Origin of the sequence: Mycobacterium sp. NS-7484 (genome assembly GCF_001953975.1) — a bacterium.
GTDB lineage: Bacteria > Actinomycetota > Actinomycetes > Mycobacteriales > Mycobacteriaceae > Mycobacterium.
Window position 1 is genome coordinate 15,212 of the sequence record NZ_MBEJ01000005.1, and the last position, 19,366, is coordinate 34,577.

The 19,366-nt window shown below is 68.0% G+C and carries 16 protein-coding genes; 12 read left to right on the forward strand and 4 right to left on the reverse strand.

Going from position 1 to position 19,366, the window contains the following annotated elements:
- Nucleotides 1-17 precede the first annotated feature (17 nt).
- Together A5733_RS00495 and A5733_RS00500 are read left to right on the forward strand one after the other, a co-directional pair.
- The gene (locus A5733_RS00495) at nt 18-3,164 is read left to right on the forward strand and encodes an ATP-dependent DNA helicase (RefSeq protein WP_076238655.1); all 3,147 of its coding nucleotides are present in this window, start codon (nt 18-20) and stop codon (nt 3,162-3,164) included.
- Nucleotides 3,161-6,478, forward strand: coding sequence for an ATP-dependent DNA helicase (locus A5733_RS00500; protein WP_076238656.1), 3,318 nt, complete (start codon nt 3,161-3,163; stop codon nt 6,476-6,478). The genes A5733_RS00495 and A5733_RS00500 overlap by 4 nt, the downstream gene beginning before the upstream one ends.
- Here the strand turns inward: A5733_RS00500 and A5733_RS00505 are convergent.
- A complete protein-coding gene (locus tag A5733_RS00505; protein WP_076238657.1) occupies nt 6,451-6,849 on the reverse strand; it encodes a hypothetical protein in 399 nt (132 codons plus the stop codon). The genes A5733_RS00500 and A5733_RS00505 overlap by 28 nt on opposite strands.
- A gap of 75 nt (nt 6,850-6,924) precedes the next feature.
- On the opposite strand from A5733_RS00505, the gene A5733_RS00510 reads away from it, so the two are divergent.
- On the forward strand, nt 6,925-8,019 hold the full coding sequence (locus A5733_RS00510; RefSeq protein WP_067776949.1) for a TrkA family potassium uptake protein: 1,095 nt from the start codon (nt 6,925-6,927) through the stop codon (nt 8,017-8,019).
- Complete coding sequence (gene nudC / locus A5733_RS00515; protein ID WP_067776946.1) at nt 8,016-8,954, forward strand: NAD(+) diphosphatase; 939 nt, start codon at nt 8,016-8,018, stop codon at nt 8,952-8,954. Before A5733_RS00510 ends, nudC begins: the two co-directional genes overlap by 4 nt.
- 26 nt (nt 8,955-8,980) lie before the next feature.
- Here nudC and mrx1 read toward each other — a convergent pair whose 3' ends face one another.
- On the reverse strand, nt 8,981-9,229 hold the full coding sequence (gene mrx1, locus A5733_RS00520) for a mycoredoxin Mrx1 (protein WP_067777000.1): 249 nt from the start codon (nt 9,227-9,229) through the stop codon (nt 8,981-8,983).
- A gap of 89 nt (nt 9,230-9,318) precedes the next feature.
- On the opposite strand from mrx1, the gene A5733_RS00525 reads away from it, so the two are divergent.
- From A5733_RS00525 to A5733_RS00535, 3 genes are all read left to right on the forward strand, one after another.
- Entirely contained in the window at nt 9,319-10,455 is a 1,137-nt protein-coding gene (locus tag A5733_RS00525) for an acyl-CoA dehydrogenase family protein (RefSeq protein WP_076238658.1), read from the forward strand.
- On the forward strand, nt 10,452-11,465 hold the full coding sequence (locus A5733_RS00530) for an acyl-CoA dehydrogenase family protein (RefSeq protein ID WP_076238659.1): 1,014 nt from the start codon (nt 10,452-10,454) through the stop codon (nt 11,463-11,465). The genes A5733_RS00525 and A5733_RS00530 overlap by 4 nt, the downstream gene beginning before the upstream one ends.
- A 92-nt stretch (nt 11,466-11,557) precedes the next feature.
- Entirely contained in the window at nt 11,558-12,085 is a 528-nt protein-coding gene (locus A5733_RS00535; protein WP_076238660.1) for a helix-turn-helix domain-containing protein, read from the forward strand.
- A 170-nt stretch (nt 12,086-12,255) separates the two neighbouring features.
- Here the strand turns inward: A5733_RS00535 and A5733_RS00540 are convergent, their stop codons facing one another.
- Complete coding sequence (locus A5733_RS00540; protein WP_076238661.1) at nt 12,256-13,194, reverse strand: carbon-nitrogen hydrolase family protein; 939 nt, start codon at nt 13,192-13,194, stop codon at nt 12,256-12,258.
- A gap of 155 nt (nt 13,195-13,349) precedes the next feature.
- On the opposite strand from A5733_RS00540, the gene A5733_RS00545 reads away from it, so the two are divergent.
- Nucleotides 13,350-14,135, forward strand: coding sequence for an aldolase (locus A5733_RS00545; protein ID WP_076238662.1), 786 nt, complete (start codon nt 13,350-13,352; stop codon nt 14,133-14,135).
- Between the two features lie 56 nt (nt 14,136-14,191).
- The gene (locus tag A5733_RS00550) at nt 14,192-15,076 is read left to right on the forward strand and encodes a dihydrodipicolinate synthase family protein (RefSeq protein WP_076238663.1); all 885 of its coding nucleotides are present in this window, start codon (nt 14,192-14,194) and stop codon (nt 15,074-15,076) included.
- Between the two features lie 3 nt (nt 15,077-15,079).
- On the opposite strand, the gene A5733_RS00555 is transcribed toward A5733_RS00550, so the two are convergent.
- A complete protein-coding gene (locus A5733_RS00555) occupies nt 15,080-15,547 on the reverse strand; it encodes an Rrf2 family transcriptional regulator (protein ID WP_076238664.1) in 468 nt (155 codons plus the stop codon).
- A gap of 72 nt (nt 15,548-15,619) precedes the next feature.
- On the opposite strand from A5733_RS00555, the gene A5733_RS00560 reads away from it, so the two are divergent.
- The 3 genes from A5733_RS00560 (at nt 15,620) to A5733_RS00575 (ending at nt 19,319) form a co-directional block, all read left to right on the forward strand.
- Nucleotides 15,620-16,363, forward strand: a complete 744-nt coding sequence (locus tag A5733_RS00560; protein ID WP_076238665.1) for an SDR family oxidoreductase — start codon at nt 15,620-15,622, stop codon at nt 16,361-16,363.
- Nucleotides 16,364-16,408: 45 nt separating this feature from the next.
- Nucleotides 16,409-18,535: an ATP-dependent DNA helicase UvrD2 gene (locus A5733_RS00565; protein ID WP_198938705.1), complete on the forward strand. Its 2,127-nt coding sequence runs from the start codon at nt 16,409-16,411 to the stop codon at nt 18,533-18,535.
- Nucleotides 18,536-19,007: 472 nt separating this feature from the next.
- Nucleotides 19,008-19,319, forward strand: a complete 312-nt coding sequence (locus tag A5733_RS00575) for a WhiB family transcriptional regulator (protein WP_067776917.1) — start codon at nt 19,008-19,010, stop codon at nt 19,317-19,319.
- The last annotated feature ends 47 nt before the right edge of the window (nt 19,320-19,366 follow it).

Consider the following 19,366-nt stretch of genomic DNA (forward strand, 5'->3'; position numbering starts at 1 on the left):
CTGGTGTCATTCCTCCCATGACCACACACCACCTCGCATCGGCACCGGTCGACACCGAGCTGCTGGCACCGGGCTGCAACGGTGTGGTCCGAGTGCTGGGTGGGCCCGGCACGGGGAAGAGCTCGCTGTTGATCAGCACCGCGGTCGAACACATCGCAGCGGGAACCGATCCCGAGTCGGTGCTGTTGCTGACCGGTTCGGCGCGGTTGCGCAGTGAGGCCAGGGCCGCCATCACCGCGCGGCTGCTCGGGGCGGGCACCCACGGTGTGGTGCGGGAGCCCCTGGTGCGCACCGTGCACTCCTACGCGTTTGCGTTGCTGCGACTGGCCGCTCAGCGCAACGGGGATCCGCCACCGCGGCTGATCACCACCGCCGAGCAGGACGGGATCATCCGCGAACTGCTCGCCGGTGACCTGGAGGACGGCGCGAACTCGCCGGTGGGCTGGCCCGAACAACTGTGGCCCGCACTGAGCACCGCCGGTTTTGCCACCGAGTTGCGTGATCTGATGGCCCGGTGCACCGAGCGCGGCGTGGATCCGCGTGCGCTGCAACGGTTGGGACGTTCGGCCGGGCGCCCGGAGTGGTTGGCGGCCGGCCGGTTTGCCCAGGCGTATGAGCAGATCATGTTGTTGCGGGCGGCGGTCGGTATGGCTGCCCCGCAGGCCACCGTCCCGGCGCTGGGAGCGGCCGAACTGGTCGGCGCGGCGTTGGAGGCGCTCGGCACCGACGCCGACCTGCTGGCTGCCGAACGGGCCCGGATCAGCCTGCTCCTGGTCGACGATGCCCAGCATCTCGATCCGCAGGCCGCCCTGCTGGTCCGGGTGCTGGCCGCCCGGGCCGGACTGACCGTTGTTGCCGGGGACCCCGACCAAGTGGTGTTCGGTTACCGCGGTGCCGATCCGGTGTTGCTGCGCGATGACGATGCACCCGCGATCACCCTCACCCGCTCCCGTCGGTGTGCTCCCGCGGTCGCCACCGCGATCTCGAATATCGGGCGTCGGCTGCCCGGTGTCGCGGCCACCCGAGTGCTGGAAGGCAACGCCGAGCACGGACCGGGCGAGGTCACCATGCGGTTGGCCGCCACTGCCCACGCGGAGAACACCTACATCGCAGACGCGTTGCGTCGAGCGCATCTGGTGGACGGGGTGCCATGGTCGGAGATGGCGGTGGTGGTGCGCTCGATCCCGCGGGTGGGTGCCGCGCTGGCGCGCGCGCTGACCGCGGCCGGGGTGCCGGTGGAGGCGACGGGCGCCGACCTCGGACTGGCGCAGCAGCCCGCCGTCGCAGCGCTGTTGACGGTTCTGGACGTCACCGCCGCAGGAACACTCGACGGTGACAGCGCCGTGCGCCTGCTGACCGGCCCGATCGGCCGTGTCGACCCGGTGACCCTGCGGCAACTGCGCCGCGCCCTGCGCCGCGCCGACGGCTCTTCTCCGCCCCGCGATTTCACCGACCTGCTGGTCGCCGCGATCCACACCGAGCCCGCCGGTCTGTCGGTCGAACACCTCAAGCCCCTACGCCGGCTGCGATCGGTGCTGTCCGCGGCGCGTCGGAGCCAGCGTGACGGGGCCGATCCGCGCCATACCCTGTGGCAAGCATGGAATGCCTGCCGCCTGCAATCGCGGTGGTTGGCGGCCAGCGAGCGTGGCGGCACCATCGGAGCACAGGCCGATCGTGACCTGGATGCGGTGACCGCGCTGTTCGACGTGGCCGACCAGTACGTCAGCCGCACCGCCGGCGCGTCCCTGCGCGGCCTGGTCGATCACGTCGCCACCCTGGGAACCTCGCTCTCGGCACCGGACTCGGGCACCGGGTCTGATGCGGTGTCGGTGCTCAGCGCACATGCCGCGCTCGGGCGGGAATGGGATTTCGTCGTGATCGCCGGCGTTCAAGAAGGCCTGTGGCCCAACACAGTTCCACGCGGCGGGGTGCTGGGTACGCAGAATCTGGTGGATGTGCTCGACGGGGTGGCCGCTCCGGCCGACCGTGCCGTGTCGACCCGGGCACCGCTGCTGGCCGAGGAGCGCCGCTTGTTGATGGCTGCGATGGGCCGGGCCCGCAGGCGGCTGTTGGTGACTGCGGTGGACAGCGACGGCGGTGACGAATCGCTGCTGCCGTCGGCGTTCTGTGCCGAATTGGCCGAGGTGGCGGCAGATTCTGTACCGCTGCCGCCGTTGGCGGCTCCGCGGGTGCTGGTGCCCTCTGCGGTCGTGGGTCGGTTGCGGGCCGTGGTCTGCGCCCCCGAAGGTGCCGTCGATGATGAGTCACGTGCCTGTGCGGCAACGCAATTGGCGCGGCTGGCCGCGGCCGGGGTGCCCGGGGCTCACCCGTCCCAGTGGCACACCATGACCGCGCTGTCCACCGAGGAACCGCTGTGGTCGGCGGTGGACGGGGTGGCTCCCGAGGTGGTCCTGTCGCCGTCGACGCTGCAGATGCTCAGCGACTGTCCGCTGCGCTGGCTGTTGGAGCGGCACGGCGGCAATGACGGACGCGATGTGCGATCCACCGTCGGGTCGTTGCTGCATGCCCTCGTTGCGGACCCGGGGAAGACAGAGGCTCAGCTGGTCAACGATCTGGAAAAAGTCTGGGAGGATCTGCCTTTCGACGCGAAGTGGTATTCGGACAACGAGTTGTCGCGCCACCGGGCGATGTTGGAGACGTTCACCCGGTGGCGCGCAGACTCCCGGGCTCAGTTGACCGAGGTGGCCACCGAGATCGACGTGGACGGCGTGCTCGTCGAGTCGGGTGAGGACGGCCCCGAGGTCCGGATCCGGGGACGGTTGGACCGCCTCGAACGTGACCGGGCCGATCGGCTGGTGGTGGTGGACCTGAAGACCGGCAAGAGTCCGGTCACCAAGGACGATGCGCAAAAGCACGCCCAGTTGGCCACGTACCAACTCGCCGTGGCCGCCGGCCTGGTGCCGCACGGGGATCAACCCGGCGGCGGCCGCTTGGTATACCTGGGCAAGGCGGGGGCGGCCGGTGCCATCGAACGCGAACAGGACCCGATGACACCCGAGACCCGTGCGGAATGGCTCGACACCGTGCGCGATGCTGCAGCGGCCACGGCCGGGCCGCAGTTCGTGGCCCGCGTCAACGACGGCTGCGCGAACTGTCCGGTGCGCTCGTCGTGCCCGGCCCAGGCCGCCGGAGAACGGTCATGACCGGATTCCCGCAGACCAGCGTCCGTTACAGCCCGACGGAGTTGTCCGCTGCTCTGGGGCTGTTCCCACCGACGGACGAGCAGGCCGCGGTCATCGCCGCCCCGCCGGGACCGCTGGTGGTGATCGCCGGGGCAGGCGCCGGCAAGACCGAGACCATGGCGGCCCGGGTGGTCTGGTTGGTGGCCAACGGTTTCGCCTCGCCCTCGCAGGTACTGGGCCTGACATTCACCCGCAAGGCTGCCGGCCAGCTGTTGCGTCGGGTGCGTACGCGGCTGGCCCGGCTCGCCGGTGTCGGCCTGGGCACCGGTGGTGCCGACGAAATCGCCACGGTCAGCACCTATCACGCGTTCGCCGGGACCCTGCTGCGTGAGCACGGTCTACTGCTGCCGGTGGAACCGGACACCCGGCTGCTCAGCCAGACGGAGCTGTGGCAACTGGCATTCGAGGTGGTATGTGCACATCCCGGTGAGCTCGCCATCGAAAAGACCCCGGCCGCCGTCACCGACATGGTGTTGCGGCTCGCGGGCGCGCTGGCCGAGCACCTGGTGGACACCGACCAGCTGCGCGATACCCATGTGGAGCTCGAGCGGCTCGTGCACACCTTGCCGGCGGGACCATATCAGCGTGACCGTGGGCCCAGTCAGTGGCTGCTGAAGATGTTGGCCACCCAGACCGAACGCACCGAGTTGGTGCCGCTGATCGATGCGCTTCATCGGCGGATGCGGGCCGACAAGGTAATGGATTTCGGCATGCAGATGTCGGCGGCGGCACGGCTGGCGGCGGGCTTCCCCCAGGTCGGTGCGCAGCTGCGGGAGCGGTTCCGCGTGGTGTTGCTCGACGAGTACCAGGACACCGGACACGCTCAGCGGGTGGCGTTGTCCTCGCTGTTCGGCGGTGGTGTCGACGACGGCCTGGCGTTGACCGCGGTGGGGGATCCGATCCAGTCGATCTACGGCTGGCGCGGCGCATCGGCGACCAACCTGCCCCGGTTCACCACGGATTTTCCGTTGGCCGACGGTACGCCGGCCCCGACCCTGGAATTGCGGACCAGCTGGCGCAACCCGCCCAGTGCGCTGCATCTGGCCAACGCGGTGTCGGCCGAGGCGCGGCGGCGTTCGGTCACGGTGCACGAGCTGCGCCCCCGGCCCGACGCCGAACCGGGCACCATCCGGTGTGCGCTGCTGGACGACGTCGAGGCTGAACGAGGCTGGGTGGCAGACCATCTGGCGACGCTCTATCACGGCGCGGCCGCCCAGGGCGTGGCCACGCCGACCGCTGCGGTGCTGGTGCGCCGCAACGCCGACGCCGCGCCGATGGCTGAGGCACTGAGTGCCCGTGGGGTGCCGGTCGAGGTGGTGGGGGTGGCCGGGCTGCTGGCGGTGCCCGAAGTGGCCGATCTGGTGGCGATGCTGCGGCTGGTGGCCGATCCGGCTGCGGGCTCGGCGGTGATGCGGGTGCTGACCGGACCGCGGTGGCGGTTGGGTGCCCGGGACATCGCCGCGCTGTGGCGCCGGGCGAGGGAACTCGACGACCGGCCGGTGGGGGAGCCCAGCGCCGCCGAGATCGTGGCGCAGGCGGCTCCGGATGCCGACGCGGCCTGTCTGGCCGATGCGATCTGCGATCCCGGTGCGGCCGAACACTATTCGCCGGCCGGCCACCAGCGGATCGAGGCGCTCGGCCGGGAGCTGACCATGCTGCGGGCCCACCTGAGCCATCCGCTGCCCGAGCTGGTGGCCGAGGTGCGACGGGTCGCCGGTCTCGACGCGGAGGCACGGGCGGCCCGCCCGGTGACCGCGGGCTGGACCGGCACCGAGAACCTGGACACGTTCTGTGATCTGGTGGCCGATTTCGCCGGCCGTCCAGGCGGGTCCGTGCTCGCGCTGCTGGCCTACCTCGACGTGGCCGCCGACGTGGAAAACGGCCTGGCCCCCGCCGAATTGACGGTCTCACACGACCGGGTGCAGATCCTCACCGTGCACGCCGCCAAGGGACTGGAATGGCAGGTGGTCGCCGTCCCGCACCTGAGCGGGCGGGTGTTTCCGTCGACCGCGTCAGCGCGCACCTGGCTCACCGACTCCTCGGATCTGCCTCCGCTGTTGCGCGGTGACCGCGCGGTCAAATCGGAACTGGGCGTACCGGTGCTGGACGTCTCCGACGTCAACGATCGAAAGATCCTGTCGGACAAGATCAACGAGCACAAACGCACCCTCGAGCAGCGGCGCATCGACGAGGAACGCCGGTTGCTCTACGTCGCGATCACCCGATCGGAGGACACCCTGCTCATCTCCGGGCACCACTGGGGCGCCACCGAAGGCAAGCCGCGCGGCCCGTCAGAGTTCCTGTGTGAGATCAAGGCCATCGTGGAGGACGCTGCCGCGGCGGGTCAGCCGTGCGGCGAGATCGAGCAATGGGCAGCGGAACCGGCGGCTGGTGCGGTAAACCCGTTGCGCGACAAGACCGTCGAAGCGCTCTGGCCGGCAGCTCCGGCCCGCGCCACCGATGCCGAGCGGGGAGCGGCGCTGGTGTCACAGGCTCTGGCCGGCGCAGACCAGGCCGGTGCGGGTGAGGGGGACGGCATCGACCACGAAGGCTGGGCCGCCGACGTCGACGCGCTTCTGGCCGAGCGTGAACGTGGTCGGCAGGTGGTTCCGGTCGAGCTGCCCGGGCAGCTGTCGGTCAGCACCTTGGTGGAGCTGAGCCGTGACCGGCAGGCCGCGCTGCAGCGTCTGCATCGACGGCTGCCGCAGCGCCCGGATCCGCACGCATTGTTGGGCACCGCGTTTCACGAGTGGGTGCAGCGGTTCTTCCATTCCGAGCGGTTGTTCGACCTCGACGATCTGCCCGGCGCGGTGGACAGCGACAGCGGACGTGCCGGCGCCGCCGAACTGTCGGAGCTGCAGGACGCATTCGTCATGTCGCCGTGGGCGGCCCGCACCCCGATCGAGGTGGAGGTGCCGTTCGACATGGCGATCGGCACGACACGAACCACCGTCGTCCGCGGCCGCATCGATGCCGTGTTCGCCGACGACGACGGAACCACCACGGTCGTGGACTGGAAAACCGGTGAACCGCCGGCCACCCCGGAGGCCTTGGCGCAGGCTTCGGTCCAGCTCGCGGTGTACCGCCTGGCCTGGGCAGCGTTACGGGGATGCCCACCCGAATCGGTACGCGCGGCGTTCCATTACGTGCGTTCCGGGCAGACGGTCAGCCCGGAATCGCTACCGGGGGAGGACGAACTGGTCGCGCTGCTGACCGCCCCGGTCGACGAGCGGCCGGCAGAGCCGGGTCAGGCGCTCGGCGACGAGTTGCGGTAAACCCGCAGCGCCCCAGTGATCATCGGGATCTGCAAGGGCAGCCGGGCGATCGCGACGATCCGCATGGGCCACGGCTTGTCCCACCACAGCCGGACCATGTTCACGTTGCCCGGGAACACGGCGACGAACAACGCGACGGCGGCCAGCGCGCCCAGTCGCCGGGTACGCGGCGCGGCCAGCAGCACGCCGGTGGCCAGCTCACCCACGCCGGAGGCGTAGGTGTAAAAGCGCGGGGTGCCGGGCAGTTCGGCCGGGATGATCGAGTCGAACGGTTTGGGTGCGACGAAATGCAGCGTGCCCATGCCGAGGAGCAGGGCGGCCATGCGTCGGGCAGGTGCGGAGGAGATCCGCTGAGACGGGGATGCGGTCATGGTTACATTGTGACGTGCGTCTGATCAGATGGGTCCCGGCGCGTCCCGGGGCACTTTGCTCGATGATGGGGTCGCGTGGGTAAAGGCAGGCTGCGGCGTCGCCTCGCCGCGATCGACTCGAACCTCACCTCGCGCCCGGATGCAGCGCTCGTCGATGTCTTGCGGATTCCCGAGCCGTTCGTCAGCCCGGCCCGCAGGATCTTCATGCGCGTGCTGTACGCGTTGGGGGCGCTGTTCGCCGCGGTGCTCATCGTCTACATGGACCGCTACGGCTATCGGGACAACGACAGCGCACCGGACGCCAACAATCCACTGTCATTCCTGGATTGCCTGTACTACGCCACGGTGTCGCTGTCCACAACCGGCTACGGCGACATCACGCCGTATTCGGACTCGGCGCGTCTGGTCAACGTCATCATCATCACGCCGCTGCGGGTGGCATTCCTGATCGTGCTGATCGGTACCACCGTGGAAACGTTGACCACCCAGTCGCGGCAGGCGCTGAAGATTCAGCGATGGAGGAACAAAGTGCGTAACCACACCGTCGTCGTCGGATACGGCACCAAGGGCCGCACCGCGGTCGCCGCGATGGTCGGCGATGAGGTCTCGCCGGCCGACATCGTCGTCGTCGACGAGAACGCGGGCGCGCTGGAACGCGCCAAGGGCGCGGGGTTGGTGACCGTGCACGGCGATGCCACCAACTCCTCGGTACTGCGACTGGCCGGCGCCCAGCACGCCAAGTCGATCATCGTCGCGGCCGACAATGACGCCAGCGCGGTGCTCGTCACGCTGACCGCGCGCGAATTGGCACCCAAGGCCAAGATCATCGCGGCGGTGCGGGAGTCGGACAATTTGCATCTGCTCAAGCAGTCCGGAGCGGATTCCACCGTGGTGTCATCGGAGACCGCGGGCCGGCTGCTCGGTATCGCCACGCAGACGCCCAGCGTGGTGGAGATGATGGAAGACCTACTGACACCCGATGCCGGCTTCGCCATCGCTGAGCGAGAGGTCAGTCCCAAGGAGGAGGGCGGCTCGCCGCGGCATCTGCATGACATCGTGCTCGGCGTGGTGCGCGAGGGCCGTTTGTTGCGGGTGGACGCGCCGGAAGTCGATGCACTGGAAGCGGGCGACCGGCTGCTCTACATCCGCAGCGCGGACGCCGAGCGATGAGCGCCAGGAGTTTCGGCCTCCGCAATATCCCGTTGTTGTCCCGGGTCGGTGCCGACCGTGCCGACGCCTTGCGTACCGATATCGAGGCCGCGACCGCGGGTTGGCCGGACGCGTTGCTGCTGCGGGTCGATCGACGTAACCAGGTGCTGATCTCCGGTGGTCAGGTGGTGCTCGGCAAGGCGTCGAGCCTGGGTACCGACAAGCCGCCGGAGCATGCGGTGTTTCTGGGGCGGATGGGTGACGGCCGACATGTGTGGGGAGTGCGCGCTGCACTGGAGGCGCCCGAAGATCCGGAGGCGCCTGCGGAGGTGCTCGACCTGCGGCGCGCCGGGGAGGTCTTCGACGATCTCAGCGCCCAGCTGGTGGCCACCGCCACCGCGTTGCTGAACTGGCATGACCGTGCCCGGTTCAGCGCGGTGGACGGAGCAGCGACCAGGTCGGCGAAGGGCGGTTGGTCACGGGTTGATCCGGTCAGCGGTCACGAGGAGTTCCCGCGTATCGATCCGGCGGTGATCTGCCTGGTCCACGACGGTCACGACCGTGCGGTGCTGGCGCGCCAGACCGTCTGGCCCGAGCGGTTGTTTTCGATTCTGGCCGGCTTCGTCGAAGCCGGGGAATCGTTCGAGGCGTGTGTGGTGCGCGAGATCGCCGAAGAGATCGGCCTGGCGGTCACCGATGTGCAGTACCTCGGTAGCCAGCCCTGGCCGTTTCCGCGGTCATTGATGGTCGGGTTCCACGCCATCGGAGATCCGGAGCAGCCGTTCTCGTTCAACGACGGTGAGATCGCCGAGGCGCAGTGGTTCACTCGGGCCGAGATCCGGGAGGCCCTGGATCAGGGTGACTGGAACTCGGCCGGAGGTACGCCGTCGCGGCTGCTGCTGCCCGGGTCGATCTCGATCGCCCGCGAGATCATCGAATCCTGGGCTGCGTTGTAGCTCGCGGGGCATCAGCCCAGCCGGACTCAGCCGAGTTTGGCTTTGACCTGCTTGATGGTCGGGTTGGTCAGCGTCGAGCCGTCGGGGAACTTCACGGTGGGCACCACGTGGTTGCCCCCGTTGACCGATCCGACGAACTCGGCCGCGGCCGGATCCTGCTCAATGTCCACCTCGGTCCACGCGATGCCCTCGGCCTTCAGCGCGGTCTTGAGCCGGGAGCAGTAGCCGCACCAGGTGGTGGTGTACATGGTCAGTGCAGACGGTGTAGCAGTCATAGTCAGGACAACGTAACCGATCACTCCGGCATGCCCGATAGTCTGCATCTACCTGAGTGCTTCACAGATGTCGATGGGATGGAGCGTGCATGGCTCGGCTTGTGCCGCCGGTATCGGGTGATCCGCACGCCTTCGACGAACTCAGGTTGCAGGTTCGCCGGTTCGTCGCCGAACAGCAGCAGGCCGGCAGGATCGGCCGGTATGCCGACAGCTGGTTGACCGGGTGGGACGAGGATTTCAGTCGGGCCCTGGCTGCCCGCGGTTGGCTGGGGATGACGGTGCCGGTGGAGTACGGCGGGCACGGGCGCAGTCATCAGGAGCGCTTCGTGATCACCGAGGAATTGCTGGCGGCCGGGGCCCCGGTCGGAGCGCATTGGATCGCCGACCGCCAGATCGTGCCTTCGTTGCTCAAGTACGGGGCCGAGGAGCAGCGACGAAAGTTCCTGCCCGCCATCGCAAAAGGCGAGTGCTACTTCGGCATCGGGATGAGCGAGCCCGATTCCGGATCGGATCTGGCCAGTGTGCGCACCAAGGCCACACCGGCTGAGGGTGGCTGGCGGATCACGGGCACCAAGGTGTGGACGTCGGGGGCGCACCTGGCCCACGCCTTCATCTGCCTGGCCCGCACCGCGCCGGTGGATCCGGCGAACCGTCACGACGGTCTGAGCCAGTTCATCGTCGACCTGTCGGCACCGGGCGTCGATATCCGGCCCATCATCTCGATGAACGGCAAGCACCACTTCAACGAGGTGATCCTCGACGAGGTGTTCGTGCCCGAGGCCATGGTCTTCGGCACGATTGGCAACGGTTGGGAGCAGGTCACCTCGGAACTCAGCTTCGAGCGCAGCGGGCCCGAGCGTTTCCTGTCGACCTTCCCGCTGCTGGCCGACATGGCCTCGCTCATGCGGGACGGAACCCTGCCTCGTCACACCGATCTGGGCCGCTATCTGGGCCGGATCAGCGGTTTGCGCCAGATGTCCATGGCGGTCGCCGGGGCGCTGGAGCGACACGAGCCGGCTGACACCGCGGCCGCAGTGGTCAAGGTGCTCGGCACGGCCACCGAAGGCGACATCGCTGATTTCGCCGACGTGCTCGGTGAGACCGATGACGACGCCTACCGGGCGATGTTGGCCGACGCCGTCGCCCAGCGTCCGGGGTTCACCCTGCGTGGCGGCACCAATGAGGTGTTGCGTGGGGTGATTGCGCGGGGACTGGGGTTGAGATGAGTGTCGACGCTGATCTGGTCGAGATGATGTCGGCCGTCTTCGCTGCGCACCGGGAGCAACATCAGCCTGGCGAGGCCGTCGACGAGTTGTGGGCGCGCCTGCGTGAACTGGGACTGGTTCGGCTGACCGGGTCCGAGGACTCCGGTGGCAGTGGCGCCGGCTGGGCCGAGGCCGTCGAGCTGCTGCGGGCAGCGGCCTTCCACGGCGTGAAAGTGCCGCTGGCCGAACATGATCTGTTGGCGTGCTGGCTGCTGGAGACGGCCGGATTGGCGATCGACGATTCCCGGCGTACCGCGTGTGTGCTCGATGACGACGGTGCCGCTCGTGGCGTGCCGTGGGCGGCGGACGCCGATCGGGTGGTGCTGTTCTGGCGTGACGCCAGCGGCTGGCGGGTGGCCGATGTGGACACCTCGTCGCTGTCGGTCAGTCGAGGGCGCAATAGTGCGGGGGAGCCCCGTGACGCGATCACCGCGGATATCGCGAGTTTGACCGGAACTGCGGTGCCAGACAAGACGTTCGAGGAGTTCAGCCGGCGCGCCGCACTGGTACGGGCGGTTCAGGTATGCGCCGCGTTGGACCGGATTCTGGAATTGTCGGTGTCTCACGCCGGTGAGCGTCTGCAGTTCGGCCGGCCGTTGGCGAAGTTCCAGGCCGTACAGCACCTGGTGGCCGACATCGCCGCCGAGTCGGCATTGGCCCGGGCCGCCACCGATGGTGCCCTGGATGCGGCGATTCGATCCGATTGGTCCGCAGCCGAATTGGATTTCCTTGTCGCGGTTGCCCGTTCGTGTGTCGGTCACGCCGCCTCGGTGGTGGTGCGCAACGCTCATCAGGTGCACGGCGCGATCGGTACGACGCGCGAGCACCGGCTGCACGAGTTCACCATGCCTGCCCTGGCGTGGCGTTCGGAGTACGGTTCGGTGGCGCACTGGGACGAGGTCCTCACCGAGTACGCCACCGGAGCGAGCGCGAACGGATTGTGGGCGTTGGTCGCCGGCGCGGGCGACTGATCCGGCAATTCGGAATGTCGACGATATGACACCCGCTGTCCTATGGGACGATGTACCGAAGTGTGCTTCGGCGGTTACGGGCAGGAGGTGTTGTGAGCGCTCTGGTGCGTGCTGTGCGTCAACAGCGAGGCATGACCCTTGAGGAGCTCGCCGAAGCGACCGGGCTGACCAAGAGCTATCTGTCCAAGGTCGAACGGCAGCGTTCCACCCCGTCGATCGCGGTCGCGATGAAGCTGGCCCGCGCGCTCGAGGTCGATGTCGCACAACTGTTCTCCGAGGACCCGGCGGTCACGACGTTGGCCGTCGACCGTGCGGGCGAGCGAGGGGCCAACCGGTATCAAGCGGTCGCCGCGGGGATGCTCGGAAAGTCGATGTCGCCGTTCATCGTGCGGCCGACGCTCAAGTTCGCCGACCACCTTCATCCCGAACACGCCGGGCAGGAGTTGGTGTTCGTTCACGCCGGCACCGTGGAGTTGCGGTACCAGGACGAGTTGGTGGTTCTGGAGTCCGGTGACTGCGCGTATTTCGATGCCTCCCTGCCGCACCAACTCCGACAGCGAGGCAGCGCACCCAGCGAGGTTCTGGTGATCACCCACACCGAGTACAGCCGTAATCGCTGACTTACGTTCAGGACTCGCGTGAGCACTTGAGATTCACGTGCACGGTGGGGATGAGCAGTACGCCTCCAATCATAGGACGCAATGTGTCATGAAGGAAACTTATTGCCGGACCCGCGGCTGTAGGGGTGAAAACCGCGCGTTCGACCGGGTTTTCACCGGCGGAGTCGTGCCTAGGCCGGTGCTCCCGATTTAATGCCTGCCACGTTGCGTCGGTACCAGGGGCGGCCGTGCCAGCGCTGGTAGTGCCAGACTGTGCTCGGTAGGAGACCACGCTTGTGTAGCCAATAGCTGTTGGGCGTGGACAGACTGGGATCTTGGCGGCCGACTGTGACCTCGCCGAGAACCACGCCCTCGCCTTCCTCGGCCCGTCGTTCGGCGACGATCTGACCTGATGCTGTGGTGATCATGGTCGAGCCCTCGAAGTGGCCGCGGTATGTCGCCGGTAGCCAGGGCATTGAGCATTCGAGGTGGCCTGCGTGGGCCGCGTGCACACAGGGTGCGCCAACGTAGCGGGAGAACGAGGCCGCCGCTGTGCGGGCGGTGAGTCGGTTGTTGCGCTCCAGCCGGTCGAACACGGCATGTGGTTGCCACCGCGGGATCGACCACCAGCCAGAGCCGGTCATGAGCAGGTTCACGCGACCCCGCAGGCGCCGGACTGTGTCTGTGCGCATCAGCTCCCAGCACACCGCGGCGCCTACCTGATACTCGCCGGTGTCGATGACGCCGTCGTCATTGCCGCCCACGTAGAACGCGTTCTCCCACATCGTGGGGAGATCCTTGTCGTGTCGCCCGATTGCGCCGGTCGGATCGGCGAGAAAATACGCGTTGCGGACGTGTCCGTCGGGGTCACGGCACAGGAAAGAGCCGCCGACCAGGGCTGAGTGCCGTCGCGCGAGCGTGGTGAGAAGCTGTGTCGCGGGGCCGTCGGGCGGTAACGCCGCGTCGGCCAGCGAGGCTGCGAAGCCGATCCCCGTGGAGAAGAACTCCGGTAACGCGATGATGCGTGCCCCCGCATGCCCGGCCTCATCGCCGAGTCGCTCGCAGGCGGCCAGGTTCGCCGGAACATCGGCGAGTGCCGCATCGAGTTGGACTGCCGCTGCCAGAACCATGATCGAACACTCCTCGGGTTGTGAATGCGCAGTGGACACATGGTGTCACCTGCTGGCAAGCGTAGCTGGCGCCAAGCACCGTTGACATGAGGACACAAAGTGTCCTACGGTCATTTTTGTGTCGCTGGTCCCTCCACAGAGAAAGGCAGGCCGAGATGACGACTACGCTTGGTGATTCGAAACAGGTTCTGATGCAGCGGGCGCTCGATGGATTGTCGACCCATATCGAGGAGTCCACCCTGACTACGCGGCAGAAACTGGCGTTGACGTGTCGAGCGCTTTTCGACGCGGGCCACGACTCCGGCCTGGCCGGTCAGATCACCGCTCGGGCCGGCAAGCCCGGTACCTACTACACCCAACGACTGGGGTTGGGCTTCGACGAGATCTCCGAAGACAATCTGCTGCTGGTCGACGAAGATCTCAACGTCCTCGAGGGTGAGGGAATGGCCAACCCCGCCAACCGATTCCACACCTGGATCTACCGCGCCCGGCCCGACGTTCAGTGCATCGTGCACACCCACCCGTTCCACGTCGCGGCGCTGTCGATGCTGGAAGTCCCGCTGCAGGTATCGCAGATGGATATCGCGCCACTGTACGACGATTGCGCCTTCCTGGCCGACTGGCCCGGCGTTCCGGTCGGCAACGAAGAGGGTGAGATCATCAGCGCCGCATTGGGGGACAAGAAGGCGATCCTGCTGGCCCACCATGGCCATGTGATCGCCGGAGCGAGCATCGAGGAATCATGCTCGCTGGCGATGCTGATCGAGCGCGGCGCCAAACTGCAACTGGCTGCCATGGCGGCGGGCACGATCGCCGAGTTGCCGCCGCGACTGGCGCGCGAGGCCCACGACTGGACGCTGCGGCCCAAACGCAGCCAGGCCAACTTCGCCTACTACGCCCGGCGCGCGCTGCGCAATCACCCCGACGCGCTCACCAGCTGAGCATCCCCGCACGCCTCAGCCCCGATCCGGATTCGAACCGCAAAGGAACAACCAGAATGACCGCCAACACTGAGATCCACGGAATTCTCGCCTATCCGGTGACCCCGTTCACCGACGACCACCAGATCGACACGGGCAAGCTGGCTGCCCTGGTCGAACGCCTGGTGGCCGGCGGAGCGCACGGTATCGTCCCGCTCGGCAGCACCGGTGAGTCGGCGTACCTCACCGAAGCCGAGTTCGATGCCGTCATCGACACCACGATCGGCGTGGTCAACCGTCGGGTGCCCGTCATCATCGGCGCCTCAGATCTGACCACGGCCAACACCATTCGCCGGGCGCAGTACGCCGAGCGGGCCGGTGCCGACGCGGTCATGGTGCTGCCGATCTCGTATTGGAAGCTGTCCGAGCGGGAGATCGCCCAGCACTATGCGTCCATCGGCGCCGCGATCGGGATTCCGATCATGGTCTACAACAACCCGGCGACCAGTGGCATCGACATGCGACCGGAGCTGCTGGTGCAGATGTTCAACGACATCGACAACGTCACCATGGTCAAGGAATCCACCGGTGACATCACCCGTATGGAGCGACTGTCCGAGCTCACCGACGGCCGGCTGCCGTTCTACAACGGCAGTAATCCCATGATTCTCAAGGCATTCAAGGCGGGAGCCAGGGGCTGGTGTACAGCGGCGCCGAACCTGCTGCCGCAGCCGTGCCTGGATCTCTACGCAGCGGCACAGGCCGGAGACTGGACGAAGGCCGAGGCCATCTACGCCGAACTCAAGCCCTTCCTGGAGTTCATCGTCGCCGGTGGTCTGCCCACGACGATCAAGGGCGGTCTGGAACTGGTGGGACAGGGCGTCGGCGTGCCGCGGTTGCCGTTGCTCCCGCTCGACGGCGAGGGGCGCGAGGAACTGAGCCGGCTCCTCTCGGTGTCGTGAGGCTCACCTGCCCAGCAACTTTCGGGTGCGGGCCGGCGCTGCAGCCGGGATGCCGGCGAGGATGTCGGCAAGTGTGACGTCGTCGAGGCTGGCCCGCCAGGCCTGGTGCGCCTCAGCCATTTTCACGGCCAGGATGCACTCGTGGCGGCACCAGGCGGCAGGTAGGGCGCCGCGGCCCTGCTGTCGGATCTCGCGGCATTCATAGGGAGCGGCTGCGCCGTCGACGGCTTCGACGATCTGCAGCAGCGTGATGTCGGCTGCTGCCCGCCCGAGCCGAAACCCACCGCGCGGGCCGGTCGTCGCGGTCAACACGCCCGCACGGGTGAGTGCCTGCAGCTGCTTGGCGAGGTAGGCCGCGGGCAGGTCGAAGTACTCCGCGAGATCGGCGGCCGATGCGGTGGTCCCGGCCTCGAGCTGCGCCAGCGACGTCGCGCAGTGCAGCGCCCACTCGGTGGCCACGGGAAGTTTCACGGGCCGTAGTTTATTACAGATATTAAGGACCTATATAGTCCGAGATATCTATCGGTCAGGACAGGAGTCGTCATGCGGATCGCAGTTGCCGGGGCTACGGGAAACATCGGGGCGCGCGTGGTTGCGGCGCTGCAGGGTGCTGGACACGACGTGGTGGCGATCAGCCGCTCGAACGGTGTCGACCTGTCGAGCGGTGACGGGCTCGACGCGGCGCTGGCCCGGGTGCAGGCTGTCGTCGACGCGATCAGTGCCCCGCCCGCGGACCGGGACAGCACCGTGGACTACCTGGGCACCGCCACCCGCAATCTGCTCGCTGCCGAGGCCCGGGCCGGGGTTAAGCACCACGTCCTGCTCTCGATCGTGGGAATCCACGACATCGAGGGCAATCCGCACTACGCCGGGAAGCGCGAGCAGGAGCGGCTGGTGCAAGCCGGGTCTGTGCCATGGACGATCGTGCCTGCGACGCAGTTCCACGATTTCGCCGAGATGGTGGTGAGTTGGACCGAGCAGAACGGGCGTGCCGAAATCGCACCGCTGCTGGTGCAGCCCATCGATCCCGATGACGTGGCCGGCGTGCTCGCCGAGATCGTCGTGGGTGACCCGCAAGGCCGCTACGTCGACGTGGCCGGCCCGCAGACCCAGGATCTGGTCGACATGGCCCGGCGCACCCTGGCCGCGCGCGGCCGTGAGGTGACGTTGGTGCCGACGTGGTCGTCGATCTTCGGTCTGTCGATGTCCGGCAACGCGCTGCTGCCCGGCCACGGCGCCCGCATCGCGCCCACCACGTTCGACCAGTGGTTGAGCCGGCAGCGATAGACCGCGCGCCCGGGTCTGTCACCGGTCCCTGACATCATGGACCGCATGCCGTTGGAGGCTCCCTCGACCGCCCTGGGCGATCTGGACGATGAGCAGCGGGAGGCAGTGCTGGCCGCCCGCGGCCCGGTGTGCGTGCTCGCCGGCGCAGGCACCGGCAAGACCCGGACCATCACCCGCCGGATCGCACACCTGGTGGCCGGTGGCCACGTCGCGCCCAGTCAGGTGCTCGCGGTGACGTTCACCGCGCGGGCCGCCGGCGAGATGCGCGGCCGGTTGCGGGCCCTGGGCCAGGAAGCCGGAGTGAACACCGCTGCGGTGCAAGCGGTGACGTTTCACGCCGCGGCGCGCCGACAGCTGCAGTATTTCTGGCCTCGCCTGGTCGGGGACACCGGGTGGGAGCTGCTCGACAGCAAGTTCGCCGTCGTCGCGCAGGCCGCCAACCGGGCCGGGATGCAGACCAGCACCGACGACGTGCGTGATCTCGCCGGTGAAATCGAATGGGCCAAGTCATCTTTGATCACGCCGGAGGCTTACGGCGCGGCCGTGGCGAAAGCCGGTCGGGACATCCCGTTCGACGCGGCCAAGGTTGCGGCGGTCTACGCCGGGTACGAGGCGCTCAAAGCCCGCCGTGACGGCTCGACGCTGCTGGATTTTGACGACCTGCTGCTGCATACCGCCGCGGCCATCGAGAACGACGCCGCGGTCGCCCAGGAGTTCCGCGATCGGTACCGCTGCTTCGTCGTCGACGAGTACCAGGACGTCACGCCCCTGCAGCAGCGGGTGCTCGATGCCTGGCTGGGGGAGCGCGACGATCTCACCGTGGTCGGTGACGCCAACCAGACCATCTACTCGTTCACCGGGGCCACTCCGCGGTTCCTGCTGGATTTCTCCCGCCGCTTCCCCGACGCTGCCGTGGTCCGGCTCGAACGGGACTACCGCTCCACGCCGCAGGTGGTGTCGTTGGCCAACCGGGTCATCGCAGCGGCGCGGGGCCGGATGGCGGGCAGCAAGTTGCATCTGGTGGGCCAGCGCGACGCCGGTCCCGAGCCGACGTTCTCGGAGTACCCCGACGAGGTGGCCGAGGCCAATGCCGTCGCCCGCGCGATCAAGAAGCTGATCGAAAACGGTACGGAGCCGGCCGAAATCGCGGTGCTGTACCGAATCAACGCCCAATCCGAGGTGTATGAGGAGGCGCTCACCGAAGCCGGCGTCGCCTTTCAGGTGCGTGGCGGTGAAGGCTTCTTCAGTCGCCAGGAGATCCGTCAGGCCCTGGTGGCGTTGCACCGGTTCGCCGAACGCGACATTCCCGAGGACAACCTGCCCGCCTTGGTGCGTGAGCTCCTCGAACCTCTCGGCCTCAGTGTCGAACCCCCGGCCGGCACCAAGGCGCGCGAACGCTGGGAAGCGTTGACGGCGTTGGCCGAGCTGGTCGACGAGGAAGTCGCGGTGCGCCCCGAACTGGATCTGCGAGCGCTGGTCGCCGAGCTGCGCCAGCGTGCCGACGCGCGGCATCCCCCGGTGGTGCAGGGGGTGACGCTGGCCTCGCTGCACGCGGCCAAGGGCCTGGAATGGGACGCGGTGTTCCTTGTCGGCCTGGCCGATGGAACGCTGCCGATCTCGCATGCGCTTGCGCACGGCCCCGACAGTGAGCCGGTGGAGGAGGAGCGCCGGCTGCTCTACGTCGGGGTCACCCGGGCCCGCGTCCATCTCGGGCTCAGTTGGGCGTTGGCGCGTACCCCGGGTGGACGTCAGGGCCGGCGGCCATCGCGGTTCCTCAACGGCATCGCCCCGCAACTGCAGAAGACGGCGGGCCCGGGGCCGGAACGGTCGCGCCGGCAACGGGGTCCGGCGCCGCGGTGCCGGGTGTGCAACGCCGCGCTGTCGACGCCGCCGGCAATCATGTTGCGCCGCTGCGAAACCTGCCCCTCCGATCTGGATGAGGGGTTGCTCGCCGAGCTCAAGGAATGGCGACTGCAGGTCTCCAAGGAGATGAAGGTGCCGGCGTTTGTGGTGTTCACCGACAACACCCTGATCGCCATCGCCGAGTCGATGCCCACCGACGAGGCCGCGTTGGTGGCGCTTCCCGGTATCGGTGCGCGCAAGCTCGAGCAGTACGGCCCGGATGTTCTCGAGCTGGTCGCCGCACGGGCCAAGGGCCGCCAAGATTCGTAAAGATCGCGCCAAAACCGCAGGTAGAAAATTAGTTGTGCAGTTCTGCTGTTAAGCTTTAGCCTCGTAACACAGCTCTGGTGACGAGACGGAAGGAGGGTGCCCGCAATGGATAACAACATCGGTATCAGCGGTGTAGCGGCAGTAGGCATGCCCTCGTCCGTGCTCGCCGTCCCCGCCGCCGCTTTCCCGGCGGCGCATCGGCATGCCGCCGCCGCTGCCGCCGCGTGGCCGGCCGCTGCTATTGCACCGCAGCGTAAGCGCCGCCCCGCCGCCGCGACTGGCGCGTCCGTGGATCGGAGCCCCCTCTAGGTAGAGCTCCCATCACCAGCCACTAGGCCACGGACCCGCAGTCAACCGGATCCGTGGCCAAATTTTTTGGGAGTTGTTCGCACACCCCGGAAAACCTGGTCGCAGATCCCTCGAAGAGACAGATCGCCGACAACTACGACCAGGAATCAGGGGGACACAACACATGTCCATTGCGATGACCGCTCCGGAGGTGAGCGTCGCGCCGGTGACATGCGAGCAGCGGCTGCCGGCGGTGCCGTGCCACATCGGGAATCCCGATCTGTGGTTCGCCGAGAGCCCCGTCGATCTGGAGCAGGCCAAGGCACTGTGCGCGGATTGCCCGATCCGTCGCGAGTGCCTGGCCGCCGCGCTGGAACGGCAGGAGCCGTGGGGTGTGTGGGGCGGGGAGATCCTCGACCGCGGCACCATCGTGGCCCGCAAGCGGCCTCGGGGGCGTCCGCGTAAGAATGCCGCGGGCAATCCGGCTGCGGCCTGAGGTGTGCCAACACGTTGACTCTGCGCTCAGGGCGCATTGCTCTCAAG

Coding starts and splice junctions, on each gene's coding strand:
- A5733_RS00540 (WP_076238661.1), bottom strand. CDS start 13,194: ATGGTTCTGGCAGCGGCAGTCCAACTCGATGCGGCACTCGCCGATGTT.
- A5733_RS00495 (WP_076238655.1), top strand. CDS start 18: ATGACCACACACCACCTCGCATCGGCACCGGTCGACACCGAGCTGCTG.
- A5733_RS00530 (WP_076238659.1), top strand. CDS start 10,452: ATGAGTGTCGACGCTGATCTGGTCGAGATGATGTCGGCCGTCTTCGCT.
- A5733_RS00505 (WP_076238657.1), bottom strand. CDS start 6,849: ATGACCGCATCCCCGTCTCAGCGGATCTCCTCCGCACCTGCCCGACGC.
- A5733_RS00545 (WP_076238662.1), top strand. CDS start 13,350: ATGACGACTACGCTTGGTGATTCGAAACAGGTTCTGATGCAGCGGGCG.
- A5733_RS00500 (WP_076238656.1), top strand. CDS start 3,161: ATGACCGGATTCCCGCAGACCAGCGTCCGTTACAGCCCGACGGAGTTG.
- A5733_RS00550 (WP_076238663.1), top strand. CDS start 14,192: ATGACCGCCAACACTGAGATCCACGGAATTCTCGCCTATCCGGTGACC.
- A5733_RS00525 (WP_076238658.1), top strand. CDS start 9,319: ATGGCTCGGCTTGTGCCGCCGGTATCGGGTGATCCGCACGCCTTCGAC.
- A5733_RS00565 (WP_198938705.1), top strand. CDS start 16,409: ATGCCGTTGGAGGCTCCCTCGACCGCCCTGGGCGATCTGGACGATGAG.
- A5733_RS00575 (WP_067776917.1), top strand. CDS start 19,008: ATGTCCATTGCGATGACCGCTCCGGAGGTGAGCGTCGCGCCGGTGACA.
- A5733_RS00560 (WP_076238665.1), top strand. CDS start 15,620: ATGCGGATCGCAGTTGCCGGGGCTACGGGAAACATCGGGGCGCGCGTG.
- mrx1 (WP_067777000.1), bottom strand. CDS start 9,229: ATGACTGCTACACCGTCTGCACTGACCATGTACACCACCACCTGGTGC.
- nudC (WP_067776946.1), top strand. CDS start 8,016: ATGAGCGCCAGGAGTTTCGGCCTCCGCAATATCCCGTTGTTGTCCCGG.